At 38.8% G+C, this 25,552-nt stretch carries 29 protein-coding genes; 16 read left to right on the top strand and 13 right to left on the bottom strand.

Translation table 11 applies throughout. From position 1 onward, the window contains the following. Positions 1 to 10: 10 nt before the first annotated feature. The 5 genes from QMA08_RS08655 to QMA08_RS08635 all read left to right on the top strand — a co-directional run bounded on the left by QMA08_RS08655 (position 11) and on the right by QMA08_RS08635 (position 4,073). The gene (locus QMA08_RS08655; RefSeq protein ID WP_290174205.1) at positions 11 to 622 is read left to right on the top strand and encodes a superoxide dismutase; all 612 of its coding nucleotides are present in this window, start codon (positions 11 to 13) and stop codon (positions 620 to 622) included. A gap of 74 nt (positions 623 to 696) precedes the next feature. Next, positions 697 to 2,049: an AlkA N-terminal domain-containing protein gene (locus QMA08_RS08650; RefSeq protein WP_290174204.1), complete on the top strand. Its 1,353-nt coding sequence runs from the start codon at positions 697 to 699 to the stop codon at positions 2,047 to 2,049. Continuing rightward, entirely contained in the window at positions 2,049 to 2,519 is a 471-nt protein-coding gene (locus QMA08_RS08645; RefSeq protein ID WP_002958994.1) for a methylated-DNA--[protein]-cysteine S-methyltransferase, read from the top strand. The genes QMA08_RS08650 and QMA08_RS08645 overlap by 1 nt, the downstream gene beginning before the upstream one ends. A gap of 72 nt (positions 2,520 to 2,591) precedes the next feature. Then, positions 2,592 to 3,386, top strand: coding sequence for a hypothetical protein (locus QMA08_RS08640; protein ID WP_002958995.1), 795 nt, complete (start codon positions 2,592 to 2,594; stop codon positions 3,384 to 3,386). 93 nt (positions 3,387 to 3,479) lie between these two features. Then, complete coding sequence (locus QMA08_RS08635; protein ID WP_007582344.1) at positions 3,480 to 4,073, top strand: thymidine kinase; 594 nt, start codon at positions 3,480 to 3,482, stop codon at positions 4,071 to 4,073. On the opposite strand, the gene ltaE is transcribed toward QMA08_RS08635, so the two are convergent. Both ltaE and rlmF read right to left on the bottom strand, forming a co-directional pair. Then, positions 4,047 to 5,051, bottom strand: coding sequence for a low-specificity L-threonine aldolase (ltaE, locus tag QMA08_RS08630; RefSeq protein WP_290174203.1), 1,005 nt, complete (start codon positions 5,049 to 5,051; stop codon positions 4,047 to 4,049). The genes QMA08_RS08635 and ltaE overlap by 27 nt on opposite strands. Before the next feature lie 40 nt (positions 5,052 to 5,091). Next, a complete protein-coding gene (rlmF, locus tag QMA08_RS08625; protein ID WP_278382273.1) occupies positions 5,092 to 6,024 on the bottom strand; it encodes a 23S rRNA (adenine(1618)-N(6))-methyltransferase RlmF in 933 nt (310 codons plus the stop codon). 128 nt (positions 6,025 to 6,152) lie between these two features. Here rlmF and QMA08_RS08620 point away from each other — a divergent pair, with 128 nt between their 5' ends. After that, complete coding sequence (locus QMA08_RS08620) at positions 6,153 to 7,061, top strand: alpha/beta fold hydrolase (RefSeq protein WP_002958999.1); 909 nt, start codon at positions 6,153 to 6,155, stop codon at positions 7,059 to 7,061. Here the strand turns inward: QMA08_RS08620 and QMA08_RS08615 are convergent. The 3 genes from QMA08_RS08615 to QMA08_RS08605 form a co-directional block, all read right to left on the bottom strand. Then, a complete protein-coding gene (locus QMA08_RS08615; protein ID WP_290174202.1) occupies positions 7,058 to 8,491 on the bottom strand; it encodes a tetratricopeptide repeat-containing sulfotransferase family protein in 1,434 nt (477 codons plus the stop codon). The two genes, QMA08_RS08620 and QMA08_RS08615, sit on opposite strands and share 4 nt — an antisense overlap. Before the next feature lie 250 nt (positions 8,492 to 8,741). After that, entirely contained in the window at positions 8,742 to 11,324 is a 2,583-nt protein-coding gene (locus QMA08_RS08610; protein ID WP_002959002.1) for a TonB-dependent receptor, read from the bottom strand. Between the two features lie 317 nt (positions 11,325 to 11,641). Further along, the gene (locus QMA08_RS08605; RefSeq protein ID WP_149603594.1) at positions 11,642 to 11,815 is read right to left on the bottom strand and encodes an oxidoreductase-like domain-containing protein; all 174 of its coding nucleotides are present in this window, start codon (positions 11,813 to 11,815) and stop codon (positions 11,642 to 11,644) included. 103 nt (positions 11,816 to 11,918) lie between these two features. On the opposite strand from QMA08_RS08605, the gene QMA08_RS08600 reads away from it, so the two are divergent. Then, on the top strand, positions 11,919 to 12,341 hold the full coding sequence (locus tag QMA08_RS08600) for a hypothetical protein (RefSeq protein ID WP_002959004.1): 423 nt from the start codon (positions 11,919 to 11,921) through the stop codon (positions 12,339 to 12,341). Between the two features lie 87 nt (positions 12,342 to 12,428). Beyond that, on the top strand, positions 12,429 to 13,793 hold the full coding sequence (locus QMA08_RS08595) for a leucyl aminopeptidase family protein (protein WP_290174201.1): 1,365 nt from the start codon (positions 12,429 to 12,431) through the stop codon (positions 13,791 to 13,793). A gap of 34 nt (positions 13,794 to 13,827) precedes the next feature. On the opposite strand, the gene QMA08_RS08590 is transcribed toward QMA08_RS08595, so the two are convergent. Beyond that, entirely contained in the window at positions 13,828 to 14,214 is a 387-nt protein-coding gene (locus QMA08_RS08590) for a VOC family protein (RefSeq protein ID WP_290174200.1), read from the bottom strand. Between the two features lie 70 nt (positions 14,215 to 14,284). Next, positions 14,285 to 15,364 carry a ketoacyl-ACP synthase III gene (locus tag QMA08_RS08585; protein WP_290174199.1) on the bottom strand — a complete coding sequence of 360 codons (1,080 nt, stop codon included), beginning with the start codon at positions 15,362 to 15,364 and terminating at the stop codon, positions 14,285 to 14,287. 153 nt (positions 15,365 to 15,517) lie between these two features. On the opposite strand from QMA08_RS08585, the gene QMA08_RS08580 reads away from it, so the two are divergent. The 8 genes from QMA08_RS08580 (at position 15,518) to QMA08_RS08545 (ending at position 21,068) form a co-directional block, all read left to right on the top strand. Further along, positions 15,518 to 16,825 carry an amidohydrolase family protein gene (locus QMA08_RS08580; protein WP_290174198.1) on the top strand — a complete coding sequence of 436 codons (1,308 nt, stop codon included), beginning with the start codon at positions 15,518 to 15,520 and terminating at the stop codon, positions 16,823 to 16,825. A gap of 8 nt (positions 16,826 to 16,833) precedes the next feature. Next, entirely contained in the window at positions 16,834 to 17,238 is a 405-nt protein-coding gene (locus tag QMA08_RS08575) for a DUF4440 domain-containing protein (RefSeq protein WP_024595765.1), read from the top strand. 61 nt (positions 17,239 to 17,299) lie between these two features. Continuing rightward, positions 17,300 to 18,541 carry an ATP-binding protein gene (locus QMA08_RS08570; RefSeq protein ID WP_290174197.1) on the top strand — a complete coding sequence of 414 codons (1,242 nt, stop codon included), beginning with the start codon at positions 17,300 to 17,302 and terminating at the stop codon, positions 18,539 to 18,541. Next, a complete protein-coding gene (locus QMA08_RS08565) occupies positions 18,538 to 19,065 on the top strand; it encodes a response regulator (RefSeq protein WP_290174196.1) in 528 nt (175 codons plus the stop codon). Before QMA08_RS08570 ends, QMA08_RS08565 begins: the two co-directional genes overlap by 4 nt. A 24-nt stretch (positions 19,066 to 19,089) precedes the next feature. Beyond that, positions 19,090 to 19,512: a DCC1-like thiol-disulfide oxidoreductase family protein gene (locus QMA08_RS08560; protein WP_290174195.1), complete on the top strand. Its 423-nt coding sequence runs from the start codon at positions 19,090 to 19,092 to the stop codon at positions 19,510 to 19,512. 102 nt (positions 19,513 to 19,614) lie between these two features. Then, positions 19,615 to 19,893: a peptidylprolyl isomerase gene (locus QMA08_RS08555; protein ID WP_002959014.1), complete on the top strand. Its 279-nt coding sequence runs from the start codon at positions 19,615 to 19,617 to the stop codon at positions 19,891 to 19,893. A gap of 155 nt (positions 19,894 to 20,048) precedes the next feature. Then, complete coding sequence (locus QMA08_RS08550) at positions 20,049 to 20,555, top strand: hypothetical protein (protein WP_290174194.1); 507 nt, start codon at positions 20,049 to 20,051, stop codon at positions 20,553 to 20,555. A 309-nt stretch (positions 20,556 to 20,864) separates the two neighbouring features. Then, the gene (locus QMA08_RS08545; RefSeq protein ID WP_101226490.1) at positions 20,865 to 21,068 is read left to right on the top strand and encodes a hypothetical protein; all 204 of its coding nucleotides are present in this window, start codon (positions 20,865 to 20,867) and stop codon (positions 21,066 to 21,068) included. 62 nt (positions 21,069 to 21,130) lie between these two features. Here the strand turns inward: QMA08_RS08545 and QMA08_RS08540 are convergent, their stop codons facing one another. The 6 genes from QMA08_RS08540 to QMA08_RS08515 form a co-directional block, all read right to left on the bottom strand. Further along, complete coding sequence (locus QMA08_RS08540; RefSeq protein ID WP_039488466.1) at positions 21,131 to 21,478, bottom strand: energy transducer TonB; 348 nt, start codon at positions 21,476 to 21,478, stop codon at positions 21,131 to 21,133. Between the two features lie 165 nt (positions 21,479 to 21,643). Beyond that, positions 21,644 to 22,303, bottom strand: a complete 660-nt coding sequence (locus tag QMA08_RS08535; protein WP_290174193.1) for a DsbA family oxidoreductase — start codon at positions 22,301 to 22,303, stop codon at positions 21,644 to 21,646. Between the two features lie 114 nt (positions 22,304 to 22,417). Further along, positions 22,418 to 23,638, bottom strand: a complete 1,221-nt coding sequence (locus QMA08_RS08530; RefSeq protein WP_290174192.1) for a Xaa-Pro peptidase family protein — start codon at positions 23,636 to 23,638, stop codon at positions 22,418 to 22,420. Positions 23,639 to 23,739: 101 nt separating this feature from the next. Continuing rightward, complete coding sequence (locus QMA08_RS08525; RefSeq protein ID WP_007375568.1) at positions 23,740 to 24,348, bottom strand: flavin reductase; 609 nt, start codon at positions 24,346 to 24,348, stop codon at positions 23,740 to 23,742. Between the two features lie 9 nt (positions 24,349 to 24,357). Continuing rightward, positions 24,358 to 25,080, bottom strand: coding sequence for an SDR family NAD(P)-dependent oxidoreductase (locus tag QMA08_RS08520; protein ID WP_290174191.1), 723 nt, complete (start codon positions 25,078 to 25,080; stop codon positions 24,358 to 24,360). Beyond that, entirely contained in the window at positions 25,077 to 25,475 is a 399-nt protein-coding gene (locus QMA08_RS08515; protein ID WP_154902912.1) for a DUF393 domain-containing protein, read from the bottom strand. The genes QMA08_RS08520 and QMA08_RS08515 overlap by 4 nt, the downstream gene beginning before the upstream one ends. Positions 25,476 to 25,552: the final 77 nt, after the last annotated feature.

The raw sequence follows: 25,552 nt of genomic DNA, 5'->3' as shown, positions 1-25,552 counted from the left end.
GGAGTAATTTATGGCGTTTACATTGCCAGCACTTAACTATGAGTACGATGCGCTTGAGCCTCATTTAGACAGTAAAACGATGCATATTCACCACACATTGCATCATCAAACGTATATCAATAAAGCCAATGCTGCTTTAGCAGATACTGTTTATGCAACCGCAAATGCTGAAAAATTACTTAAGGTAATAAACAGCCTGCCTAGTGATTTACAAAAAGCAGTACAAGAGCATGTAGGAGGGCATTTTAATCACAGCTTATTTTGGCAAGTAATGAGCCCGCAAGGAGGAGGTGAACCTGAAGGTAGTGTAGCTCAGGCAATAAATGAACAGTTTGGCAGTTTTGATAAGTTTAAAGACCAATTTACTGCTGCTGCAATTAGTCAATTTGGCAGTGGTTGGGCGTGGCTATGTGTGACCCCAGATAAAAAGTTGATTGTAGAAAATAGTGCTAATCAAGATTGCCCTTTAATGCAGGGAAATACCCCTATTTTGGGACTTGATGTATGGGAGCATGCCTATTATTTGAAGTATCAAAATAAGCGTCCTGACTATATTGCTGCTTTTTATAATGTAATTAATTGGACTGAAGTTGAAAAACGCTACCTAGCCGCAGTAAGTTGAGTGCCGAATATGGCTAGTAATACAGTTTATTTTCTATAAGCTAGGCTCTATTAGATTAATTTATAGAGCCGTTTATGGACACTTCACATTGGCAAAAAGCACGTCAGAGTCGCGATCCTCGTTTTGACGGGCTTTTTTACGTAGCGGTAAAAAGTACCGGTATTTATTGCAGACCAATTTGCCCTGCACCAACGGCTCACGAAAAAAACGTTGCTTATTATCAGTTTGCCCATAACGCGGCGCAAGATGGTTTTAGGCCGTGTATCAGATGCAGGCCCGATAGTGCCCCTGGCAGCGCAGCATGGCAGGGTACAAAAACGACTGCACTTAGAGCAAAACAGTTAATAGATCAAAATGATGAACACGACTGCGAAAAATTAGCAGCTCGTTTAGGTATAAGTAGTCGTTATTTAAGGCAGTTGTTTAAGCAGTATTTTGGCGTGTCGATTACGCAATATCGATTATTTAACCAATGTCACTTTGCTAAAAAGCTGATTCAAGAAACACATTTACCCCTTACCGAAATAGCGTTTGCCGCAGGCTTTAAAAGCATTAGGCGCTTTAATGATGCATTTTTACAGCAGTTAAATATAGCTCCCTCGAAGCTGCGCAGTGGCGATAAAAAACCAACGTCAACACTCACTTTAACTCTGCCATTTAGGCCGCCTTATAATTGGCCTGCTTTGCAGGGCTTTTTACAAAGGCGCTTGATAAAACCAATGGAGTGGATAACACAAACGAGCTACGGGCGTACTTTTGCAAGTGATAAATATAAAGGAAGCTTTACCGCTGAATTTATAGCTAATAAAAACCACTTTAGTGTATCTATCAATATAGACAATACGGCGTACTTACAACCTGTTATAAATAATATACGGCGAGTGCTTGATTTAGATGCCGATATTAATTTAATTGAAACGCATTTAAGCGCCAATATAAACAATGCGTTTACAGTGTGTGAAGGGCTCAGACTTCCAGGGATTTGGTCAAGTTTTGAAGCCGGTATAAGAGCGGTACTCGGACAACAAGTGAGTGTTACTGCGGCGCATAATTTAGTAACAAAGTTAGCTGATGAATTAGGCGAAAAAGAGGGCGATGCCGTTTATTTTCCTACGGCTAAAATTGTTACTAATAGTGATTTTGCATTTTTTAAAATGCCACAAGCACGCAAAAATGCACTGCATAATTTAGCCCATTTTTGTGCACTAAATCCTGAAAATGACGATTTAGACGAATGGCTTAGCTTAAAAGGAATTGGCCCTTGGACAGTAAATTATGCAAAGCTGCGAGGACAAAGCCAACCCGATATATTACTTGACGGTGATTTAGGTGTTAAAAAAGCACAAGCAGCGGCAAACCCGTTTGAGTCTGCTAATTGCGCTCCTTTTCGCTCTTACTTAACGTTTCAACTTTGGCAGCAATTATAATGATTATTCAAACATCAATTTCGAGCCCTATAGACGACATAATTATTCAAGCGACCGAGAAAGGCGTGAGTTACGTTGGTTTTTATCCACCAGTTGAATACTCTTATACGCCATTTGAGCAAGTTACTAACAAGGCGGTGCTTATTTGCGCTGCGCAGTTAAATGAGTACTTTGCAAAAAAACGCACTACGTTTGATGTACCACTTGATACAACCGGTACGGTATTTCAGCAAAGTGTATGGCAAGCACTATCAACGGTGCCTTTTGGACAATCGCAAACATACGGCTATATTGCTAACCAACTCAATAACCCAAAAGCAGTGAGGGCAGTAGGTGCTGCTAATGGTAAAAATCCGATTAGTATTATTGTACCGTGCCACCGCATTATTGGCGCAAATGCAAAGTTAACGGGCTATGCTGGTGGGCTTGAAAGGAAACTGTGGTTGCTGAAACACGAAGGATTAATGTAAATTAATTGATAAAATATAGTCAGTCTGCTTAACTCAACCTATAATTTAAATAATCAACTAATAAAAATTATTATGCGTATTAATAGCTTAGTTTACTTTTTTATTGCCAGTTTAATGTTTACCGCTACTGCGTTTAGCAAACCGCAGAGTCTCGTGTTTTGTTACGAAGACAAAAACATAGCACCCATGTTTTTAGGTGATGGCCAAAATATACCAACAGATAAACCTGGTGCATCAATCGAAATACTTCAACAACTTGATTTAGCATTGCCCAATGTAGCAATATCATTTGTTAGAAAGCCATGGCGTAGATGCTTAAACGATTTAGAATTTAATCGAGTTAATGCTGTTATTGCAAGCTACCGCAAAGGGCGAGAAAACGTTGCTGTTTACCCTGTTGATGAGCAAGGTAAGTTACAAGATAACTACGCAGTAAGTGAATTTGGCAGCTGCCTTATAGGGCGTTATAAATTTCATAAGGAATGGGAGACTCGTGAAGTATTTCAAAATAAAGCATTTACGATAGCTATTCCTAATGGTTATGGGCTAAATAGCGCGTTAAAAGAAGAACCATTTTTTATTCATAATACGTTTTCTAAAAGCAAAGCTTTTGAGTTGCTAGATAAGGGAGTAGTGCAGGCGAGCGTTGATCTATGCCAAGTAGATGGCTTAAAAGTGTCGAGTTATCCGTATGAGGGTAATAATGTTAAACCTATTTATCCCCCTTACGAAACCAGCCATGGTTATCTTGTTTTTTCAAAAAAATTCTATGAAGAAAATAATGCTCTAAGCTTGCAAATGTGGCAGTGGTTATCAAAATTTGAAAGTGCACCTGTGTATATTAAATACTTACAAACACTTAAATAAACAGGCCCTGACAAAATAAAATTCGCGTTTGTAAATTGGTATTAATTTAATATTAAGGTAGCATAAGCGCACTTTTTATAAAATGGCACCGCAATGGCTCAATTATACTTTTACTACTCTGCAATGAATGCAGGTAAATCAACCACGTTATTACAATCTGCATTTAATTATAAAGAACGTGGCATGGAACCTGTGATCCTGACTGCTGCCATAGATGATAGACAAGGCGTGGGTAAAGTATCATCTCGTATTGGTTTGCAAGCTGATGCGCATGTTTTTGATGCTAGTAAAGATGTTTTTGATCTTATTCAATCACTCAATAATGATAAAAAGCGCCATTGTGTGTTAGTTGACGAGTGCCAATTTTTATCAAAAGAACAAGTAATGCAATTAACCGATGTGGTTGATGAACTCGGTATACCGGTATTGTGTTATGGGTTGCGTAACGACTTTAGAGGTGAGTTATTTATAGGATCGCAATACTTACTTGCATGGGCTGATAAGTTAGTTGAGCTTAAAACTGTATGCCACTGCGGGCGTAAAGCTAACCATGTACTGCGTACCGATGAAAATGGTGAAGCAATAGCCGATGGTAACCAAGTAGAAATTGGCGGCAATGACCGATATGTTTCGGTATGCCGCAAACATTATAAAGCCGCGTTAAATATGGGCCGACAAAGCATTTAAAAATGTATCAATATCTTCGCGGGTTATATCTAAATGCGTAACTAGCCTAAGCTGCTTGCTTGGGCTAAATAGTATACCTTGTTGCTTAAGCGCTTCAGCAATGTCTTCAATGTTTATACTGCTAGTGTATGTTGCGTAAACCATATTAGTGGTGTTAGTCATATCGACAGTAAAGCCACTGATTTCACTTAATTGTTGAGCCAAATAGCGTGCATTTTCATGATCGTCTTTTAAGCGCTCTACATTGTGCTCAAGTGCAAATTGTCCAGCGGCTGCAAGCATTCCGGCTTGGCGCATACCGCCACCAAGTACTTTTCTCCATCGTCTTGCTTTATTAATAAGTGCTGGTGAGCCTAATAATAAAGAGCCTACGGGCGCACCTAAACCTTTAGATAAACATATAGAAACTGAGTCAAAGTGTTTTGTAATTTCAGTGATATCAACTTTTAGCTCAACAGCGGCATTAAAAGCACGTGCGCCGTCTAAGTGCAGCGCTAAACTATGCGTATTAACAAAGTCACGTGCTTGGGCTAAGTACTCAAGCGGGAGTACTTTTCCGCCAATGGTATTTTCTAAGCTAAGCACTCGCGTTTTTGCAAAATGGCAATCGTCTGGTTTTATAGCCGCCGCTATTTTACTAAAAGGGATGCTGCCATCAGCTTCGTTTTCAATAGGCTGTGGCTGAACAGATCCTAATACAGCTGCGCCGCCACCCTCAAACTTATAATTGTGAGCATTTTGGCCACAAATGTATTCGTCACCTCGCTCACAGTGCGCCATTAACGCTAGTAAGTTGGCTTGTGTGCCTGAGCTACAATACAGTGCGGCTTCAAAATTAAAACGCTTACACGCATAGGCTTCTAGTTGGTTAACGCTTTCATCATCACCATATACATCGTCACCAACCGGTGCGTTGTACATAATATCGCGCATTTCTTTTGTTGGTTTTGTAACTGTATCAGAGCGAAAATCTATCATGATTGCCTTATCCTTTTTATTATTTTTAATAAAATTGGTATTAATCAAGCTCGCTACAAATTTGCTCACGAGTGTCTTTATCAAAGTAGGTCCATGCAATAAAGCGGCTAATTTTTTGACCTTGTGCCATATCAACAATTTTATACTGTGCTATTGGGTGAGCTTTTAATACTTCTTCAAGGGCTGCAATATTATCTTTTTTAGAGACTAACGATGTAAACCACAGTACTTGCTCTGCAAAGTCTTCACTTTCTTTAATCATATTAGAGATAAACTGTACTTCACCGCCTTGACACCACAATTCATTATTATGACCACCAAAATTAAGCGTGCTACTGGGTGTTTTTCCTAGGTTTTTCCACTTGCGTTCACTGCCTTTATTTGCCTCTTCTTCACTTGCATGAAACGGAGGGTTACAGAGCGTTAAATGGTATAGATCTTTTTGATTTATAACGCCTTTAAAAATATGTGATGCGTTTTGTTGATGTTTTAGACTGATTTTTAAACCATTAAACTGAGCAATTTGCTTTGCTATTTTTACTGAGGCTGTATCAATATCAGTCCCGGTAAAATGCCACTTATATTCACTTGTACCAGTAAGCGGATAAACTAAATTAGCACCAGTACCAATATCAAGTACTTTAATTTGCTTGCCTAAAGGTATTTGTTGTTGGTTATCATCACTTAATAGGTCGGCCAAGTAGTGAATGTAGTCAACACGCCCAGGTATAGGCGGGCATAAGTTGTGCTCGGGAATATCCCAAAAATCAATATTATAATGTGCTTTTAAAAGAGCTTGATTAAGTGTTTTAACAGCCTTGTTATCACTAAAATCAATACTTTTAGTCCCTGCAGGTGTGGTTATAACAAAGGGCAGTAGAGCAGGGTGCTCTGTTGTTAATAAATCGAAGTCGTACCCATTTTTATGTAGGTTACGAGGGTGTAATTTTGAACGTGCTTTATTTTCTTTCATGGCTTCATTTTAACAACAGATATGATGTGGTGATTGTAACAAATGCTGATGAGTAAAGTGCAGACATTTCCTTTGGTATATTTAATATTACTGGTAGGATGAGTTGCAAATAATAAAAAGGAATAACTGTGGCAATTTCTCAGCAATCAATAATTATTAATTTAGCTGACCAACAAACTCTTCATTTACGCCGTATTAGCGATGAAGATCAGCAAGGGCCCATCGTATTTTTTATGCATGGAGCAATAGAAAACGGTAAGATTTTTTACACGCACTCCAATAAAGGACTTGCCCCTTTTTTAGCTGAGCATGGGTATAGATGTTATGTGGCTGATTTACGTGGCCGAGGTGATAGCAAGCCAATCATTTCGAGCGAGTCCGAATATGGACAAACTGAGTCTATCCTAGAAGACATCCCTGCCTTTATTAAGCAAATAGAGTTGATTGAAGGCAAAAAGCCAGACTACTGGGTTGCTCACTCTTGGGGCGGGGTATTGATGAACAGCGCGTTTGCACGTTTTCCAGAATATATTAACGATGTTAAAGCATGTGTGTATTTTGGCTCTAAGCGTTCTTTATTTAATAGTCACCCTCAAAAATTATTACAAGCCAATTTAATTTGGTATTTTATGGCGCCTTTACTTGCTAAAAAACATGGCTATTTAAATGCTAAAGGTTATAAGTGGGGTAGCGATAACGAAACTCAAAAGTCGCATTATCAAAGTATGCAATGGGCTAAAAAGAAGCCATGGATAGATTCTGATGATAATTTTGATTATGCAAAAACGCTAAACAACCTGCATTTACCGCCAACGCTTCATATTGCTGCGGTAAAAGATAAAGCATTAGCGCAACCAATCGATATTCAAAAATTTATGGACGAATCGGGGCAAGGCATTCAGCAAATGCGAATTTACGGTCGTAAACACGGGCATAATTTTGATTACGATCATATTAATATGCTTACCCACCCAAGTGCGCGTGATGATCAATTTAAAGATTTACTTAATTGGTTTAAAGCACATCCGATTAATTAATTCTCATCAAGTAACTTTAGAAGAGGTGTTTTGTAACGCTCCCACTTAGCGATTGCGGCATTATTAATAGGTTGGCGAATAGCATGTTTACTCAAGGTCGTTACCGGTGTTTTTTGTTTATAAAACGCTAAGCAGCGCTCTTCAAAACTACAGTTTAAAAAGCCAAGTAACTGCGTTAGCTGCTCTTTTGGGTTACTCACTAAATCTTCGTAACTGACATCATAAATTGGCATCTCATTAAAAGAGTGCCAATGGCTCATCAGTTTTTCATACAACTTATGATAAAGCTTAAACTCAGGTAGTGAGCAAAAGTAAGGCTCGTTTTCAGCAAAGTAATTAGTGAAGATAGAAAATGCGGTGGCATTAAAATCACGACTTAAATTTATAAATTTAGCATTTGGAAATAGAATATATATAAGTCCGAGCGACTGATAATTACTCGGCAGTTTATTTATTATAAAAGGTCTGATGGGCGATGCTGTTTTTAATGTTGTGATATACAGCTCGCGGGCTTTTTTGATTAAATCCGGCGTTAAATGTGCTAAACATTGCGGGTAAGTCACTCCCGTTTTTTGTTCGATAAAAGCAACTGCGTTATTACTAATACTCGTACTTTCTCCTAGGCTTGAAAACTGACTATGGCTTGCCAACATTTGCTCCACAAGGGTAGAACCACTACGAGGCATGCCAATAATAAATACAGGCGTAATATTACCTGTAAACGTTTTATCGGCAGAGGTAATAAACTCCTCGGTGTTGTATTTTATTATTTCATCGTAAAAAGGGGTTAAATCTTTAGTGTTAAATTCACTTAATTTTTTTTGTAATTTATTCGCCAATATAAAATAATTAAATGCTTGCTCGGTATCCTCAAGTGCATCGTAACTATTTGCTAATGCGTAGTAACACACCATTTTTAAACGTAAATTACTCGTTTGAGTTAATAAGTGGTGCAAATTACTTACATAATTATGCTCTTTATCAAAGCGACCTAATTGTACAAGTTCAAATAAAATATAGGCTGTTACAGGATATACACCAATGCTGAGTGCATGAGCAAAAGTTGTATGAGCTTTATCTAACTCGCCATGTGTTAAATAGTGCTGTGCTAAGTAATAATGAGGTTCTGGATTATGACTTGCTAATTTTTTTGCGTATTCCAGCACCGTTAGTGCATCGTTTGGTGAATGAACACCGTTAAATGCATCAGCAAGGGCATGTAATGGTTCAAGCATATGAGGCAAGCGCTCACAGGCTTTTTGGAGTAGGTATACAGCAGCGTCGTAACGTTCTAGTCGTAAGGCAATTCTGCCTAAGCCAAATAAAGCCTCACCATTTTCAGGGTTACTATTTAATAGCGTTTTAAAATGAAACTCAGCTTCTTTGAGTTTATTTTGCTGCAGTAGTTGGTTGGCTTTTTCAAGTAGCATAGTTATACCAATTTTATTAAAAAAATAATCATTCTATCGCATTAAATAGCGTACTCACTGCGTTAAAAATTATTCATATAGAGCAACTATATATCATAGTTTTCGCCTTGTTATTACGCTATTTTCTGAGCGCTATAATAGAACACTTATTCAATGCAATTGGTATTGTTCATTATTATTTTTATTAACTATAAAATTAAAAAGGCGAAATGTCTTTAACATTTCGCCTTTGGTTCTTCATGAAAATAGTTTAAAAAGTATATGTTGCTTTAGCGTAGTAAAAGCCACCGTTAATACCAAACGGAGATGTTTCGTAGAACTGACCACCCCAGTTGTTATTAGGGATGCCCGTTGCATCTGCAAAATCAAGTTTTTCAGCATCTTGGTCGAATAAGTTTTGAGCACCTACAGAGAAGCTAACTGATTCATTTAAGAAGTAAGTTACTTCAGCATCAATAGTGACTGCAGCATCCGCTGTTTTAGCTGTTGCATCATAATCAACGTGAACACCTTGGTATTCGCCGTAGTAGTTTGCACGAGCAAATGCTGAAACTGATTCCCATTGTTGAGACAATGTGAACGTTGCACGATGATTAGGTAAATCCTCTTCTAAGCGTTTAACTTTAAACGCACCTGTAATCTCACTAAATTTAGTTACTTCAGTATCATTCCAGTTATATGCAAGGCTAAAGGTAGAGCTACCGCCCATTAGTTCAGCAGTGTAGTTTGCAACTAAATCGATACCTTGTGTTGTTGTGTCAAAGTCGTTTGTGAAAAAGCTTACTTGAGCAAGGCCTTGTACATTAGGTACTCCAGCTGCTGCAAGGGTATCTTTGTCTGCTTGGCTTAAGTTGATTTTATCTGATTGACTAATACGGTCATCAACTTGAATGTTGTAGTAATCAAGCGTTAAAAATAATTCGCCGATAGTGTATACAGCACCAAGCGTATAACTTTGCGATTCTTCCGGCTCAAGCTCTGTACCACCTAATTGCACTGCAATTGGGTTTGTTGGTGGAAGAAGCGCTGAATCTTGTAATACACCGCCATCTAAACTTGTTTGTACATTACTTACGTTAGCTTGACCAACCGTTGGTGCACGGAAACCACTGCTTACAGAACCACGAATATTTAAATCTTCAGTTAAATGGTATTGAGCCATTACTTTGTAGTTAGTGGTAGTGCCAAAGCTGTCGTAGTCTTCAAATCGAAGTGCTACGCCCATTAAGAAGTCTTCAGTAAACGGTGCTTCAACATCAACATATGCTGCATAGTTACGGCGAGAAAATTCACCTGCTTGTGATGGTTTAAAACCAGGAAAGCCGTTAGAGCCAATACCAAAGCCTTGTTCTGTTAAAGGACCTGCTGTGTAAGATTCTTCATCACCAGAGACGATAGTAAATGTTTCTTCATGCCACTCAAAACCACCGGCAATGTTTACATCATAAGCTAAACCAAAGTCGATACCTTTTGATAAATCAAAGTTAAAGTTCTTCTCTAGCTGTTCATATTTACCTGGGCTAAAGTCACGTGGCGTATCTGCACCCAAAGAGGCATTAACCGTGTCGTAAATAAAGTAACGTGATTCATTTAAGCCAACAGTACCGCTTAAGTCATAGTAAGTATCTTTTAAGAAGCCACCAGTGAATCGACCTTTAGTACCAATAGTTAAAGAAGTATCAGTAATATTGCCGCCAAAGTTAGGTGTAAAGCCACCTGGAAGCATCTCATTAAAGGCAAAACAATCTGGGTTGTTTGCTACACCATTTATGTAAGCAGGATCATCTAGTACATTGCCGTCTGTTATTGTGATAGTTGGACAGTTAGCGCTCATATCAGGTGTTGTGTCGGCAACAAGTAGTGTTTCGCCACCATCATTTGAGTAAACACCAGAACGTGTTTGCGGGTTACGGTAATAAAAACCGCCACGTACATCACGTTCAGAGTAGTTACCAAACATGTAAAATTCAGAGTCGTTTGTTAGCTCTAAACCCACATTACCAAAAATAGTAATATCGTCATCTACTTCTGGAGCACCCCATACTTGTGCAAGAGAAGATACATCAGGCACACCTGCAGCTGAAAGTGCTGCGGCATCGGCACGTTGAACTGAACGGCTTGTTGCATCAGCTGTTTTATATTGAAAACTTAAATTAGCAAAACCATTGTCGGTAAACGGTAAACCTACGTTACCCGACACTTGTGTTGTATCGCCATCACCTTCATAAAATTGACCATGGCGGATTTCTAATTTACCACCTTCTGAAGCGTCTTTTAGTTGGAAATTCATTACACCGGCGATTGCATCAGAACCATACTGCGCAGCCGCGCCATCGCGAAGTACTTCTACTTGTTTAATCGCAATGCTTGGAATAACTGAAATATCTGCGCCTTGCGCGCCATCGTTGATACCACCGCCTAAAAATGCGATTACAGAAGCACGGTGACGACGTTTGCCGTTTAAAAGAACCAATGTGCTGTCTGACGGTAAACCACGTAAGTTAGCTGGGCGAACAAGAGAAGCCGCATCACTGATAGGGTTTTGGTGTACGTTAAACGATGGTACTGCACCTTTTAAAAGCTCAAGCATGTCAGTGTTACCTGACTTTTCAAGCTCTTCGCCGCCAATAATGTCGATTGGAACCGGTGAGTCACCTATTGAACGAGGAGCTGAACGCGTACCTACTACGGCAATTTTCTCAACGTTTTTATTTACTTTAGTTTGTTCCTGCTCGTCTGCCGCAATAGCAGATCCAGAAATAAATAACCCTGCAGTGGTTGTAGCTAAAGCAAATTTGATTGCTTGGTTTAGCGCATTACTTTTTAATTTCATTCTAATTTTCCCCAGTTAGAATAATTCTTATTTTTGATGTAAATTTCACATCATTTGTTTTTAACTTAATTTTTTGTTTCACATAAGTTTGAGGTTTTAGCTCAAAAGCCTAATCAATTAAGCTTACTTTTTGTGAAGTCCTATCTACAGACTATAGATAAAAAACAGGAAGGGCAATTACTAATTAACCGTTTGATAACAAAAAGATTCAATTTAAGAAAAAATGCAACAGTGGTGCAAAGTAAAACTAAAATTAACTAAATAAGTGCAAATAAGGCTATTGAGGGGAATATTAATGCACTAACTTCATTTAAATGTTATTTATTTGTTTCTTTTTTTGTGGGGTTTTCAATGTTTTGTGCGTACCGCCAAGCTTCTAATTTTTCTTTGTATTCATCCCATACGCAGGGACAGCAACTGCCACCACCGCAACATTCATCCGATTTTGGTTTTTCAGGTTTTTGCGGTAATTGATTTGTTATATTCTGCATTGTTGTATGTATTTAATACTAATTTGGTGCAAAGGGTAAGTTAAAGGGTGTTGTAAGTAAATTATTCTTTGTGAACCTGTGCTGCTGTGTGAAAATAAAAGTTATGCGATTATATAAAGTTATTCACCGTGCACCTTGGCGGGTAGTTAAAATTAGTAAAAAACGCCAACAGCTGCGTTTTCGCCGTGCTATGGTGGCGCTTAAAATCGCACTCGCCCAAGAAAAACAAGAAACTAAAGAAATGCTCTCTATTTATAGGCGTTACACTCAAGGCCACACAAGTAAAGAAGAGTTAAAACGCGCAAATGAGCAATTTGTTGATATTTTAAAAGGGTTAGGGCTCGGTGTATTTGCTGTATTACCTTTTGCTCCGCTTACAATTCCTTTAGTTGTTAAATTAGGGAGTTTGGTGGGAGTTGATGTACTGCCAAGTTCGTTTAATATGAACAAATCTATTAAGGAACTAGATGCTAAAATAGATCAAGAAAATCAAAAGCAAGAATCTAAAAATAGCTTAAAAAAGTAGCTAAAATCCCTTCAAATTAGCGATACCTTTTAGGTGCGCTTATTGATATGCTCTTAAGTACCATTTTTATATTATATGAGCTTTTTAATGAGTGCATTACTACGTCATACATCTTCTGGTATTCCTTTATCTTTTATTCTTAAAAACGAATTATCTGACTGGCAAGCACAGCAGCCTGCATTTATACAAAATTGGTTAACTAATACAGGTTTTGAAAAGCAAGGTGTTGCTTTAATTCCTGATGCTAAAACGGGCGAGTTAAGCCAGGTATTTTGTCTAATGCAAAGCAGCGATGATTTTTGGGCTGCGGGTAATTTAGCAAATACACTTCCTACAGGTACTTATCAAATTCAAGGCGATAGCGCTTTTGTAGAGCAGGTTGCTTTAGGGTTTGTACTTGGTGGTTACGAATTTAGTGAATATAAAGAAAAGCCAACGGCAAAGGCGCAATTAGCCATTAGCGATAAAGCGTTATATGAATGCATTAGCCAACAAGCTGATGCCATTACACTTGCACGTGATTTAGTTAATACTCCAGCGGTAGATATGATGCCGCAACATTTATCGCAAGTTATGGAAGATTTAGCTGCAACTTACAATGGCGAATTTTCACAGTGGGTTGGCGATGAGTTACTAGAGCAAAACTACCCGACTATTCACATGGTGGGTCGTGCAAGCGAAAATAAACCGCGTTTACTTGATTTAAAATGGGGCGCGACAGATGCTCCATTAATTACACTAGTCGGTAAGGGCGTATGTTTTGACTCAGGCGGACTTGATTTAAAACCGAGCTCTGGCATGCGTAACATGAAAAAAGACATGGGCGGCGCGGCGCACGTAATTGCACTAGCGCAGCTTATTATGGCAGCTAACTTACCAATTAGATTACGAGTGCTTGTACCAGCGGTTGAAAATGCGGTATCGCGAAATGCATTTCGCCCGGGCGATGTTGTTAAAACACGCAAAGGCATTATGGTCGAAATTGATAATACCGACGCTGAAGGTCGCTTAGTATTATGTGATGCATTAAGCGAAGCACAAAACGATAATCCTGAGCTAATTATTGATTTTGCTACTCTCACGGGTGCATGTCGTGTTGCACTGGGCACTGAGCTTCCGGGCTTTTTCTCAACAGAGCGCGACGTAGCAAATGGCATTATTGATGCCGGTTTAAGCGTGCATGATCCTGTTTGGCAACTTCCGTTGTTTGAACAATACAAAAGCTTACTAAAAAGTGATGTAGCTGATATGGCAAATTGCGCAAGCACACCGTTTGGTGGTGCTATTACCGCAGCGCTTTACTTAAAAGAATTTGTTGAACCAACAACACCGTGGGTACACTTTGATGTAATGGCATGGAACTTACGTGCATTACCAGGTCGTCCAACGGGTGGTGAAGCGTTAGGTATTCGTGCGGTGTTTAATTACCTACAAAATCGTTTTAATAAGTAAGTTTTTGATTCATTAGTAAGAAATAACTTGAGCTTTAAACCTCATAAAGCTCAAGTGGCAAGTTATCTGGATCGGCAAAAAAGGTAAACTTTTTGCCGGTTAATTCATCCACTCTAATATCCTCAACTTTTACGTCGCACGACTCTAAATACGTTTTTGCAATCTGTACATCCGCTACCTTAAAAGCTAAATGTCTTAAGCCTTGTGCTTCGGGATAGCTGGGTCTTTCGGGCGAACCATCAAACGAAAATAGCTCTATTTGGCTACCATCGGGCATGGCTAAATCTAATTTATATGAATTACGATCAGCTCTAAAGTGCTCATTAATAACGTTAAGTTTAAGTACATTGCTATAAAAGTGTTTAGAACGTGCATAGTCACTACAAATTATAGCAGCGTGATGAATACCTAAAAGTTTCAAATTTAATTCCTTAAAAAGCAAAAACGCACTTAAATAAGTGCGTTTTAAATGTGGCTTATTACATGTTGTGTTAGCTTTGCTCGGCTTCTTTACATGCTTTAACAGCTGGTGCTACAAGCTCTAAACCAGTTTTATCACAAGGTGGTAAAGCAGCATCGCTTACACTAATAGGCGTTACACGTTCGCCCCATTTTATGTAACTTGCAGCCCACGTAAGGCCTGCACCAAATGCTGCAGACATAATGTTTGAATGCGGTTTAATTAACCCTTGCTCAACCGCTTCACATAACGCTATAGCAATAGTCGCAGCAGAGGTATTACCATAGTCACCAATGTTAACCATTACTTTTTCGTCAGGTACTTTTAAGCGATGCTGAATAGCCTGAATAATACGTAAGTTAGCTTGGTGTGGAACGAGTACATTAATGTCGTCAAGGCTTAAGTTGGCCTGTTGTAGTACGTCGTCGCAGGCTTCACTCATACCTTTTACAGCACGTTTAAAAATTTCACGGCCTTCAAATAATAAATCAGAAGGACCAATTGGCTCATACTTATTTAAATCGCTACCAAAGTTGGTGATGTGTAAAATATCGCGGTCTTCGCTGTCACAACCGGTTTTGGTACCAAGTAAACCCGCTGGCGTATCGGCAGCTTCAAGTATTACTGCACCTGCGCCATCGCCAAATAAAACAGCGCTGTCGCGACGTGCCCAGTTTACATACCAGGTCATACGTTCAGCGGCAATGACGACTGCTTTTTTGATCATACCCGCTTGAATTTGTGCTGTAGCAGCTTGCAAAGCATATAAAAAGCCCGAACATGCCGCGTTTGTATCCATTGCGGCAGCGCCTTTTGCACCAATGTTTTTTTGCACTTGTGAGGCGGTATTTGCCACAACAGTTGAGGGTGTACAGGTTGCTAATATCACTAAATCAATATCTTTAGGATCAACGCCTGCGCATGCAATAGCATGCTTAGCAGCAACGGTTGCCAGCTCAGCGGTACTTACATGGCTCACTCGGCGAGATTTAATGCCAGTACGCGTGGTTATCCACTCGTCGGTGGTATCAACTATTTCACTAATTTCATCGTTGCTAATGCTTGCTGGTGGAATGCATTTACCCCAACCAGTGATATGTGCGTAAGGCATAGTATGTTCTCTTAAGGTGGTCTGACATGTGTTACTAATGGGGGAGTTATACCAAAAAACGGCTCTCAAGACTAGTTTATAGCATGCTTTGCATCGTAAATATTCGCAATTACAGGTTATTTAAGGTAATGCTAGTATAAAAAAGGAGCAAGTATGAAAACAACACTAATAACAACATTCACTGCAATAACGCTGGCATTAATAGCAAATGGGGCTTTTGCTCAACAGCATAAAATTATTTATGCGGGCAGTTTACTTGCATCCGAGGATCAAAAAGTAAAAACAGAGCAAACGTTAGTTATAACAGATAATACAATAACAGCCATTAAAAACGGCTACCTCACAAAAGCAGAACTTAAACTACCTGATGCCGATATTATCAATCTTAAAAATCAATTTGTAATGCCTGGTCTTATTGATATGCATGTTCACGTTACGTTTGAGCGAGATGCTAAAGCAAACCCTCACCGCTGGGCAACAGAATATGACGCCGATTATGCTTTGCGCTCAATTAAATATTTACAACGTACGCTCGATGCGGGTTTTACATCAGTGCGAGATTTAGGTAGCGATCACAAAGTTATATTTCCGCTAAAACGTGCTATTGAGCGAAATGATATTAACGGCCCTCGCATTTTTGCAGCGGGTAATACAATATCGCCTACCGGTGGACACTCAGATATGCACGGTTATCGAAAAGATATTACAGATGCGGTTACAGGCGGGATTGGTATTTGTAATGGCGCGGATGATTGTAGCCGTGCGGTACGCGAGGTAATTAAAAGTGGTGCTGATGTAATTAAAATTACTGCCACGGGTGGAGTACTAAGTAATACCGCTGCTGGGGTTAACCAACAACTTACAGATGCAGAGCTGATTGCAATTGTTGATACGGCTCACCACTTAGGACGTAAAGTTACAGCCCATGCACACGGTACACAAGGTATAAAAGCGGCCTTAAAAGCCGGTGTAGATTCTATTGAGCATGGCTCTTATTTAGATAAAGAGGCAATAAAGTTATTTAAAAAAACGGGGGCTTATTTAGTACCGACGCTTTTAGCGGGTGCAACGGTAAGTGAAGAGGTGCTTACAAATCCAAATATGCCACCGGCAATAGCCGACAAAGTGCGTGAAGTAACTCCAAAAATGCAGGCTTCGTTTAAACTTGCACTGAAAAACAAGGTCAATATAGCTTTTGGAACAGACTCTGGGGTGTCGCGTCATGGGCTCAATGCTAACGAATTTAGTCTAATGGTAAACAATGGTATGAGCGAAGCCCAAGCTATTAAATCAGCAACTATACAAGCAGCTAAACTGCTGGGGCAAAGCGCACTCATTGGCGACTTGAGTGTTGGTAAACAAGCAGATATTATCAGTGTGAATGGCTCACCGCTTAAAAATATCGACGTACTTAAAAACGTGCAATTTGTTATGAAAGCCGGGCAAGTTTATAAACAATAGGGAAGGTTATGAGCAGCAAAATAAAAGTGTCGTTGTTTAATCATTTGATTGACGCTGAGCGCCAGTTACTAGACCCAGAAGTTCGCCAATCTGAGCGCGCATTAGATGCTTTACTCGATGATGAATTTATCGAAATTGCTGCTAATGGCACTACATTTAATAAATACCAAGTACTTACCCGCTTACCTACCGAGGTTGTGCCACAGTTTTATAATCAGCATTTTAAGGGCCGAATGCTAAGCGATGATGTAGTGCAACTTAGTTACCAAGCTGCTTTTAGGCGCTCTGCTCGCGCTGAGTTTAATTATTCATTGCGTATGTCGCTTTGGCGTAAAAGTAATGAACAATGGAAAATGGTGTTTCACCAAGGAACGCCTTGTGCGCCGTTTTCAATTTCGATGGATGATGATTAAAAATCATATAACCGTTAAAATAACCTTATTAAACATTTGATTGGGCAATAACCTGTTGTTAATGCGTACCGACCCCACCATTAGTCGATTATTAATGCTGCGAAGCGGCGCTATTGCCGTGCAATTAATTGCGGTACTTAGTGTTTATTTTTTACTAGAACATCAAATTGCATTACTGCCTTTACTTATAGTTATTGCCGTTGAGGCTGTGTTTCAGCTTATTAGCCTATTTGCTTATCGAAATGTAAGCCGTGCTAAAACTTTGGGTATGTTGCTGCAGTTAACCGCTGATGTATTATTTTTAACGGTTTTACTCTCACTAAGTGGCGGTGCAACTAATGCATTTGTATCACTGTTATTGCTCCCGATAATGATAGCAGCTGTTACGTTGCGAGAAAAAGGATTAGCTTATATTGCGGTATTAGCCATTGCCGCATACAGTTTGCTACTTATAAAGATGCCCGATCACAGTATGCATCAAATGAATATGAGTGGTCATTTTATTGGCATGTGGGTTAATTTTGTTTTAAGTGCTAGCGTAATTGCATTAGTGATTGGCGCAATGAGCAGGGCACTTAAAGAGCGAGAGCGAATTATTGCAAACGTGCGTGAAAAACAATTACGTAACGAACAGCTTGTTACCCTTGATGGGGCTGCTGCACAAATCACTCATCAACTAGCGACCCCTATAGCAAACTTACAGTTACTGTTTGAAGAGTTATTAGAAGATCAACCAAACAACCCTATTGTTAAGCACATGCAAGCGCCGCTTACTCAGTGCAGTACACAACTTAACGACTTTAGAAAACTCTCAAGGCAATTACGCCTTAAAAATTCGCAAGAGCATACCACTGTAAAGCAACTGCAAACGCAAATTACAGATACGCTTTTACTGCAATACCCTGATCAGCACATTAAATGGATAACGCCACCTATTGCGGCAACGCTATTGAGTGATGCGATGTTATTGCCTGCTATTTTAAATTTATTGCAAAATGCTGCGCTCGCTAATCAAAAACAAGGCCAAACTCAATTAGAGCTGAGTTGGCAGCAAGATAACTTACATAGTGAATGCGTTTACTTGTTAATTCGCGATTTTGGCCCCGGCTTTTCGTCATCGCAATTAGCAGAGCTGGGTGGTCAACTTATGCCAAGCGATCAAGGAATGGGGCTTGCTGTGCTTTTATCAAACGTTACTTTTGAGCGTTTAAATGGCTCACTTACCCTGTTTAACCATGCAGATGGCGGCGCTGTCGCCAAAGTTAAACTCGCTATTGTAAACACTGAGAATAACGCCTTATGAAGTTACTTATAATTGAAGACGACATTAATTTAGCCAGCACACTGGTAAGGCGCTTAACTAAACAAAGCTTTACCTGTGAGGTGGCGCATAACCAAAGTGATGCGTTACTTACCGCGCGTAAATTATTGCCCGACTTTGTTTTATTAGACATGAAACTGGGCGACGATAACGGACTTGCACTCATAAAACCGCTGCGTAGTTTGCTCCCCCAAACTCATATTGTTTTACTAACTGGGTTTGCAAGTATTGCAACCGCAGTAGAGGCAATGCGGTTAGGTGCAAACGATTACCTTACTAAGCCGGTTGATATGGCAACATTATTAAAAGCGCTTAACACCGAGCCTGTGGCATTGGCATCGAATGTTATTGATGATGCGGTTATGTCGCCGGAGCGCTTAGAGTGGGAGCATATTCAACAAGTATTACACAGTAATAATGGCAATGTGTCGGTTACCGCAAGGCAACTTAATATGCATAGACGTACTTTGCAGCGCAAGTTACAAAAAAAGCCAGTGCAACAGTAAAGTACTTAATTTAAGGAAAGCGTTATGAGCGATGATGCAGCTATATTAATGCAAAACCAAAAAATTATATTATTTGATTCGCAATGTAAGCTGTGCAGCGCGTGGTGTAACTTTATTATTAACAACGACGCTAATACCATTTTTAAATTATGCAGCGTGCAATCTCCAAAAGGAGGACTGTTGTTAACACACTTTGGTTTTTCAACAATTGAATATGCCTCAATGGTTTACCTAGAAAACGGTAAAGCGTATACACAAAGTCATGCTTTTTTTAACGTTGTTAAGCAGCTAGGTTACCCATACAAGCTAGCAACTGTATTTAGTATTTTGCCAAATAGGTTTAGTAATTGGCTATACGATAGGGTTGCCTTAAACCGCTATACCTTATTTGGAAAATATCAGTATTGCAGAATTCCCAACCCAGAGGATGCCAAACATTATTTATAAATTAGGCGTTAATACACTGCAGTATAAGTAGATGCTAGGTTTATGAGGTTGTGTTAAAATCGCCGCGTTTAATTTTAGCTAACGGTATAAAAGGCTTTTTTCATGGCAAACACAGCACATGCACTTCACATTTTGGTAAAGCACAAAGAGATTGCAGAAGATATTATTAAGCAATTAGGTAAAGGTGCAAAGTTTCAGACCTTAGCTAAAAAGTATTCGTCATGCCCATCGGGTAAAAAAGGCGGTGACTTAGGTGAATTTAGACGCGGACAAATGGTTCCACAGTTTGACAAAATTGCATTTAAAGGCGCAATTTTAGAACCCCACCTAGTTAAAACTAAATTTGGCTGGCATGTAATTAAAGTACTTTATCGTACTTAAGTTTATTTAAACTGTTTAATCATTGACGCGTCTTAGCAAGCGTCTATTTCATCACCTACCCTAAATTTACACTTTGACGAACTAAGAATTAGGATGGGTGTCATCTTAGTTTATTCCAATATGGGCAGAATATGAAAAAATGGGAGGGGTAAGTCATGTTGATTTTTAGACTTTACATATTATTCAGTTTTTTTCTATTAGTGTCGTGTGGAGCGGATGAAAATTACGAACCTATAAGAGAGAGTTTAATTTTAGAAAGTGAAAATATAGCTTCTAAAATAGTTTCTAATAATCATAAAGAATTAATTGCAATATTGAAATATTTAAAAGAAAACCCAAATGAATATATAGCAGGAAGCATCTTTCCTTTAGTCAGTAGTGATTTAAAAAAAATCGATGTGGAGCTATATGAGATCACTAAGATAGCAAGCGAAATTGGGGTTTTATCTGGAAAAAGAAACTCATATGGGATTTATGGTTTAGAGGTTATTAGAAAAGATACTAAAGACTTTAAGTTTACCTATGCTATAGCAAGCAAGAGTAAGGATAATATAGATAAAAATACCTTCACAAACACTTGTAACCCTATTTCTAAAGAGGGCCTATGCTTACATAAGAAAAGTGATAACTTTTATTTTATTTACAGCTTCAAGAAAAAGTAAATAAATAGAGTCAGGTCTTTTTGTTTTTAGGTGATGAGGTTTATTTTTAATAAGGATATTAAATAAAATGTTATTTAGAGTATTTATTAGTTTTTTATTTTCTGCCAATGCAATTGCTGCTATTTGCAAATGCTAAATAACACTAACACCCCCCCTTATTTCTTAGGGAAAAATGGAAAGGAAAAAGATGAACTCTAAGTTTAAAAAGTAAATTTAGTAGCACAGTTTTGTTAGTCCAAATAACGTGACAGTCTATTTTAATTATTGAAGCAGCTATTAAACAACCAAGGATCTATACATGGTAATTAAATGATTGAAAAAATTATTGGTTTTGTCCTTTTATTTTTATTCTTAGTATCATTTTTAAGTGTGCTCGGCAATTTATTAGCTGCTTTAATGAATCCTCTTGAAATGAAATTAATTGCATTCAAAAGGTTGAGTATATCCTTGGCTATACTGATAGTTGCATTTTTAGTCTCATATAAATTAGGTTATTTTATTGATAAGTATTAATAAATAAAGGAAATTATGAAGACACAAATGAATGTTCCTTTTTAGTCAAAATGAGTTAGTTATTATTTTGCTAAATTAAAATCTATAGTCATTTCTAAGTCTTCATCAACTACCGCAATACCATTAACTACTTTAGGTGCATAACGCCATTTAGAAAGAGAGCGAATCGCTGCTTTATCAAAAATTTTCACAGGCTCAGCTTTAATCACTTTAATATTAACTGGCTTACCAGATGTATCTACATCAAAAGACATTGTCACACTACCTTCAATTTTTTCACGGACACTTTTAATTGGATACTCCGCAGGACTGGGCATTATCAGTGTAGAGTTAGGGCTATCAGGTAGATGTGTTGTCGAACATGCGGTTAAAAGAAACAGTGACGTCAATGTTGTAATTATATATTTCATTATAAATCCCTTTATAGGTATTATTATCGATTTGTTAAATGTCGTTTCTATAATGACATCAAAAGAGATTCAAGGTAAATAATAAATTTGTCTTTTTTGAACTGATGAATATACAAGAAAGGCTGCAATGTGCAGCCTTTCTTAATTTTAAACTTTATTTGTGTATTAAGCGTCTTGCTTAGCTTCTTCTTCACTAATTTGTTTTAGTGCTTGAATGAATGAGTCGCTTGGTTGTCCGCCAGTAAGTGCATACTTATCGTTTATGATAAACGTAGGTACTGACGTAATACCCATCTGTTTAAAGTTGTCTTGCTCTTGGCGTACGTCTTGTACGTATTTGTCTGAATGTAGGATACCGCGCGCAGTTTCTTTATCAAGACCTACTTTTTCAACAACGTCGAGCAGTGCTTCTTCTTGATTTAAGTATTTTAAATCTGTGAAGTGTGCTTCAAAAAAGGCGAGTTTAAGCTTGGTTTGCTTACCTTCTTCACGTGCCCACATTAATAAACGATGCAAATCAAAGCTGTTGATCATGATGCGTTTGCCATCAAAATTAAAGGTAAACCCAGCACGCTGACCGGCTTCGAACATGTTTTTACGATTTTCGTCGCCTTGCTCTTCACTTAGGTTGTACTTTTGCATTAAGTGTTCGTTTAAGTCTTGACCTTCAATTGGCATATCTGGGTTTAGTTCAAAAGGATGCCACATAATATCTGCGCTCATTTCGTCTTTAAGTTGCTCTAATGCAGTTTCTAGATTTTTATAACCCACTACACACCAAGGGCACATTACGTCTGAAACGATATCAATTTTAAAGTTTTTCATATTTATCCTTTTGAGGATTACTTTGGTATAACAGGGGATATTGGGATGAACTGCACTTTATCAATACCAAACTAAAAAGAGCAGCTAAACAGCTGCTCTTGAAGGTATTCAGTTTTAAGCGTTAAGCCCAAATGGGTCGTCAATACTATAACTTGGTTGTGTAAACCAATGAGGGCCGTTGTCGGTCATGTAAAAATGATCTTCTAAACGTACGCCAAATTCATCGGGTATAACTAACATTGGTTCGTTACTAAAGCACATGCCTGGGGCAAGTGGGGTTTTATCACCGCCAACTAAGTATGGCCATTCGTGAATATCTAGCCCAATGCCGTGCCCCGTTCGATGCGGGCAACCCGGTGTTTGGTACTGCGGGCCTAGCCCTTGCGCTGCTAAATAGTTACGTGCGCCCGCGTCAACGTCTTCGCACGTAGCACCAATTTTAGCTGCATTAAACGCGGCCATTTGCGCTGCTTTTTCATGATCCCAAAACATCCGTTGGCGCATTGTTGGTTCGCCAAATACATAGGTACGGGTTATATCTGATAGGTAATCGTGTACTTTACAGCCAGTATCAATTAGTACCATATCGCCTTTTTTAAGTATTTGGGCATCTTTAACACCGTGCGGGAAAGACGTTGCAACACCAAATAAAACAATACAAAAATAGTTACCTGGTGCACCTACTTTTTGGTGTGCTTGCTTAATAAAAGCTTCTACTTCGGTGGTGGTTATTCCCTCATAAAGCATGCTTGCTGTGGCTTGATGTACGGCTAAGGTCATGTCCATCGCGCGTTGCATTAAGCTAAGTTCATGAACTGATTTATGCATACGGCAATGCGCCGTTACAGGTTGTGCATTTATGAGGGTTAAACCCGTTTGTGCTTTATTAATGCCGTCGAATATAAAAAATTGTGCGCTTTCATCAATGCCAATAGTTGCGTTTTCATTAATGTTTAACTTTTTTAATACTTCGACAAAAAGTGCATAAGGATTTTCGTGCTCTTGCCACCCATGAATAGGCCCATCTATTACTTTAAACCCGTTTAGTGAACCAATTTCGAAATAAGGCGCAATGTATTGTACTTCACCAAGGGCGGGTAATATCGCGCCAACCATGCGCTCGCTCGCGTACCATTTCATGCCTGTAAAGTAGGTAAGGTTGGTGCCAGCGTTTAAATAAATTGCATCTATGTTGTTTGCTATCATATACGCTTGCGCCTTGGCTATGCGCTCTAAATGTTCGTCAGCTGCGATAGGGGTCAGCGTTTGCGTCATGTTACTTAGGCTTGCCAGCGCTTGCTCGCTTGATTGTGTACCTATACCTATGGTGGTCATGTTTTTCTCCTTGGATTTTTAGCTAGTGTGATTAATACCAAGGTAAAATTCAATGTTATGCGATAAGAGGCTATTAGTTTATAGCCTCTTAAGATGGCATATTATTTTTTAGCGTAAGGTAAACGCGTGAGTTTATTACTTGTGTGGTAGCTATCAAGCCCGGTTACTGCCACGGTTTCAATAGCTTGTAAATCTAAAAAGCCATCACTTTGAAGTGCTACTTCATCTAAATACACATCAGTGATTTCACCTATTACAAGCTCTGTACCATTAATGGCTAAATGTTGGTTTTCTACAAATTTAACTGAGTACTTTAAGCGGCTTTCTTTTACAAAAGGCGCTGCAAAGTCGTTTAAGTATTCGGGCGTTAAACCTGTCGCCGCAAATTCCGACTCGCCTTTGTCGTAGCGGGCTGATGTTTGATGAGCTTGCTTATAAATAGCTTTATTAACCTGGTTAATGGTGTAACTACCGGTTTCGATTATGTTTTCGAACGTATGGCGAGGCACGCTATTTGGGCGCATTATCATGCCAACTAGTGGCGGGTGAGCGCCTAAATGAATAACTGAGCTAACAATGGCGAGATTAGTATTGCCTTGTTTGTCTTGCGTGCCAATTAAGTTGGCGCTTTTAAAACCCGAAAGCGAATTAATTAAATGAGTACGAGTGTGTTTTTCAAGTGCGTTTATGCGTTCTTTAGTAAAATGCATTAAATGTCCTTACCACGGTATGGTTTCGCCTTGCCAATCTAAGTAGGCAGGCTCACCATTGAGTTCTAAATGAAGGTTATTAAAAGTAAGTGTAAAAAGCTGCTTAGCTACAAATTCAGCTGTAAAGAGTTTTCCAGCGGGTACGTTTTTTTGAAATGGCTTTGAAAGCGCAGTATCAGTAGTCCCTGGGTGAAATAAAACGAGCTTGGTATTTTTAGCTCGGCGTGAAAGCTCAATCGCTGCGGTTTTAAATAGCATGTTAAGAGCAGCCTTAGAGGCGCGATACGTATACCAACCGCCTAATTTATTATCGTTAATGCTGCCCACACGCGCACTGAGTGCTGTAATAGTACAGTGCGTTTTATGTGTTAAGAGCGGCAAAATACTCTGCAAGCAAAGTAGGGGAGTTAGGGTGTTTGAATTGAGAAGTTGGCTAAAATACTCAGCGTCTAAATCCTCCAGCTTTTTTTCGGGCATATGGGTTTCGTTGTGCAGTGTACCATTGAATATAATAACTTGTTGTATATCGGCATTTTGCTCTTTTAGGTAATTAGTAACGCGCGCTAAACTTTGTTTTGTGTAGTCAGTATGCAGGTGGACAACACTTGAGTCAGATTCAATACTTTTTGAACTAATACAAACTATCTGATGAGTAGGCGTGTTTATTTGTAGATGTTCTATATATGCATTTGCTATGGCACTGCTTGCGCCGAATAAAACAATGGTTTTCATTTATCACCTTTTGCTTTTAGTCCACATTCGCCGTTACTGCACTGAGTATTTGGCATTAAAAAGCGACTGATGGGGTGCCTATACTTAGCAAATAACAGGTATCCGCAGTCAGCGAAAAAGCGAATTATTGGCAAGCGAAAAATTTTCAACCAGCTGTGTTTACCCACTATTTTCCATGCTTCGTACGTTACATCAAGCCCGTAAATCATTTCACCTGATTGCTTTTGGGCTTGCAGGTAGTTCATTGCTTTGTCTTTATCAATATACGGGTAGCGTTCACTAAAGTCGCTCGCGTTAAGATCTTCAAGCGTAATTAGATTTTTAGAGTCTGCGTGTTTTAGTTGCTGCATTTCGGTGCTGCAAAGAGGGCAGTTTCCATCGTAAAAAATGATCATGTAATTGCTTTGTGATTATTTTATATATACTTTTTTACGACAAGACATTGCAAATGGATCTATTAAATATCTCTTCA

Origin of the sequence: Pseudoalteromonas sp. APC 3355, assembly GCF_030407615.1 — a bacterium.
GTDB lineage: Bacteria > Pseudomonadota > Gammaproteobacteria > Enterobacterales > Alteromonadaceae > Pseudoalteromonas > Pseudoalteromonas distincta.
Note: the sequence above shows the minus strand (reverse complement) of the source record. Positions and strands in the feature narration are given on the sequence as shown.

Coding starts and splice junctions, on each gene's coding strand:
- QMA08_RS08560 (WP_290174195.1), top strand. CDS start 19,090: ATGAGCGATGATGCAGCTATATTAATGCAAAACCAAAAAATTATATTA.
- QMA08_RS08655 (WP_290174205.1), top strand. CDS start 11: ATGGCGTTTACATTGCCAGCACTTAACTATGAGTACGATGCGCTTGAG.
- QMA08_RS08520 (WP_290174191.1), bottom strand. CDS start 25,080: ATGAAAACCATTGTTTTATTCGGCGCAAGCAGTGCCATAGCAAATGCA.
- QMA08_RS08550 (WP_290174194.1), top strand. CDS start 20,049: ATGTTGATTTTTAGACTTTACATATTATTCAGTTTTTTTCTATTAGTG.
- QMA08_RS08640 (WP_002958995.1), top strand. CDS start 2,592: ATGCGTATTAATAGCTTAGTTTACTTTTTTATTGCCAGTTTAATGTTT.
- ltaE (WP_290174203.1), bottom strand. CDS start 5,051: ATGATAGATTTTCGCTCTGATACAGTTACAAAACCAACAAAAGAAATG.
- QMA08_RS08525 (WP_007375568.1), bottom strand. CDS start 24,348: ATGCATTTTACTAAAGAACGCATAAACGCACTTGAAAAACACACTCGT.
- QMA08_RS08600 (WP_002959004.1), top strand. CDS start 11,919: ATGCGATTATATAAAGTTATTCACCGTGCACCTTGGCGGGTAGTTAAA.
- QMA08_RS08515 (WP_154902912.1), bottom strand. CDS start 25,475: ATGATCATTTTTTACGATGGAAACTGCCCTCTTTGCAGCACCGAAATG.
- QMA08_RS08545 (WP_101226490.1), top strand. CDS start 20,865: ATGATTGAAAAAATTATTGGTTTTGTCCTTTTATTTTTATTCTTAGTA.
- QMA08_RS08555 (WP_002959014.1), top strand. CDS start 19,615: ATGGCAAACACAGCACATGCACTTCACATTTTGGTAAAGCACAAAGAG.
- QMA08_RS08650 (WP_290174204.1), top strand. CDS start 697: ATGGACACTTCACATTGGCAAAAAGCACGTCAGAGTCGCGATCCTCGT.
- QMA08_RS08535 (WP_290174193.1), bottom strand. CDS start 22,303: ATGAAAAACTTTAAAATTGATATCGTTTCAGACGTAATGTGCCCTTGG.
- QMA08_RS08645 (WP_002958994.1), top strand. CDS start 2,049: ATGATTATTCAAACATCAATTTCGAGCCCTATAGACGACATAATTATT.
- QMA08_RS08530 (WP_290174192.1), bottom strand. CDS start 23,638: ATGACCACCATAGGTATAGGTACACAATCAAGCGAGCAAGCGCTGGCA.
- QMA08_RS08565 (WP_290174196.1), top strand. CDS start 18,538: ATGAAGTTACTTATAATTGAAGACGACATTAATTTAGCCAGCACACTG.
- QMA08_RS08580 (WP_290174198.1), top strand. CDS start 15,518: ATGAAAACAACACTAATAACAACATTCACTGCAATAACGCTGGCATTA.
- QMA08_RS08570 (WP_290174197.1), top strand. CDS start 17,300: ATGCGTACCGACCCCACCATTAGTCGATTATTAATGCTGCGAAGCGGC.
- QMA08_RS08615 (WP_290174202.1), bottom strand. CDS start 8,491: ATGCTACTTGAAAAAGCCAACCAACTACTGCAGCAAAATAAACTCAAA.
- QMA08_RS08540 (WP_039488466.1), bottom strand. CDS start 21,478: ATGAAATATATAATTACAACATTGACGTCACTGTTTCTTTTAACCGCA.
- QMA08_RS08635 (WP_007582344.1), top strand. CDS start 3,480: ATGGCTCAATTATACTTTTACTACTCTGCAATGAATGCAGGTAAATCA.
- QMA08_RS08610 (WP_002959002.1), bottom strand. CDS start 11,324: ATGAAATTAAAAAGTAATGCGCTAAACCAAGCAATCAAATTTGCTTTA.
- QMA08_RS08575 (WP_024595765.1), top strand. CDS start 16,834: ATGAGCAGCAAAATAAAAGTGTCGTTGTTTAATCATTTGATTGACGCT.
- QMA08_RS08605 (WP_149603594.1), bottom strand. CDS start 11,815: ATGCAGAATATAACAAATCAATTACCGCAAAAACCTGAAAAACCAAAA.
- QMA08_RS08595 (WP_290174201.1), top strand. CDS start 12,429: ATGAGTGCATTACTACGTCATACATCTTCTGGTATTCCTTTATCTTTT.
- rlmF (WP_278382273.1), bottom strand. CDS start 6,024: ATGAAAGAAAATAAAGCACGTTCAAAATTACACCCTCGTAACCTACAT.
- QMA08_RS08585 (WP_290174199.1), bottom strand. CDS start 15,364: ATGCCTTACGCACATATCACTGGTTGGGGTAAATGCATTCCACCAGCA.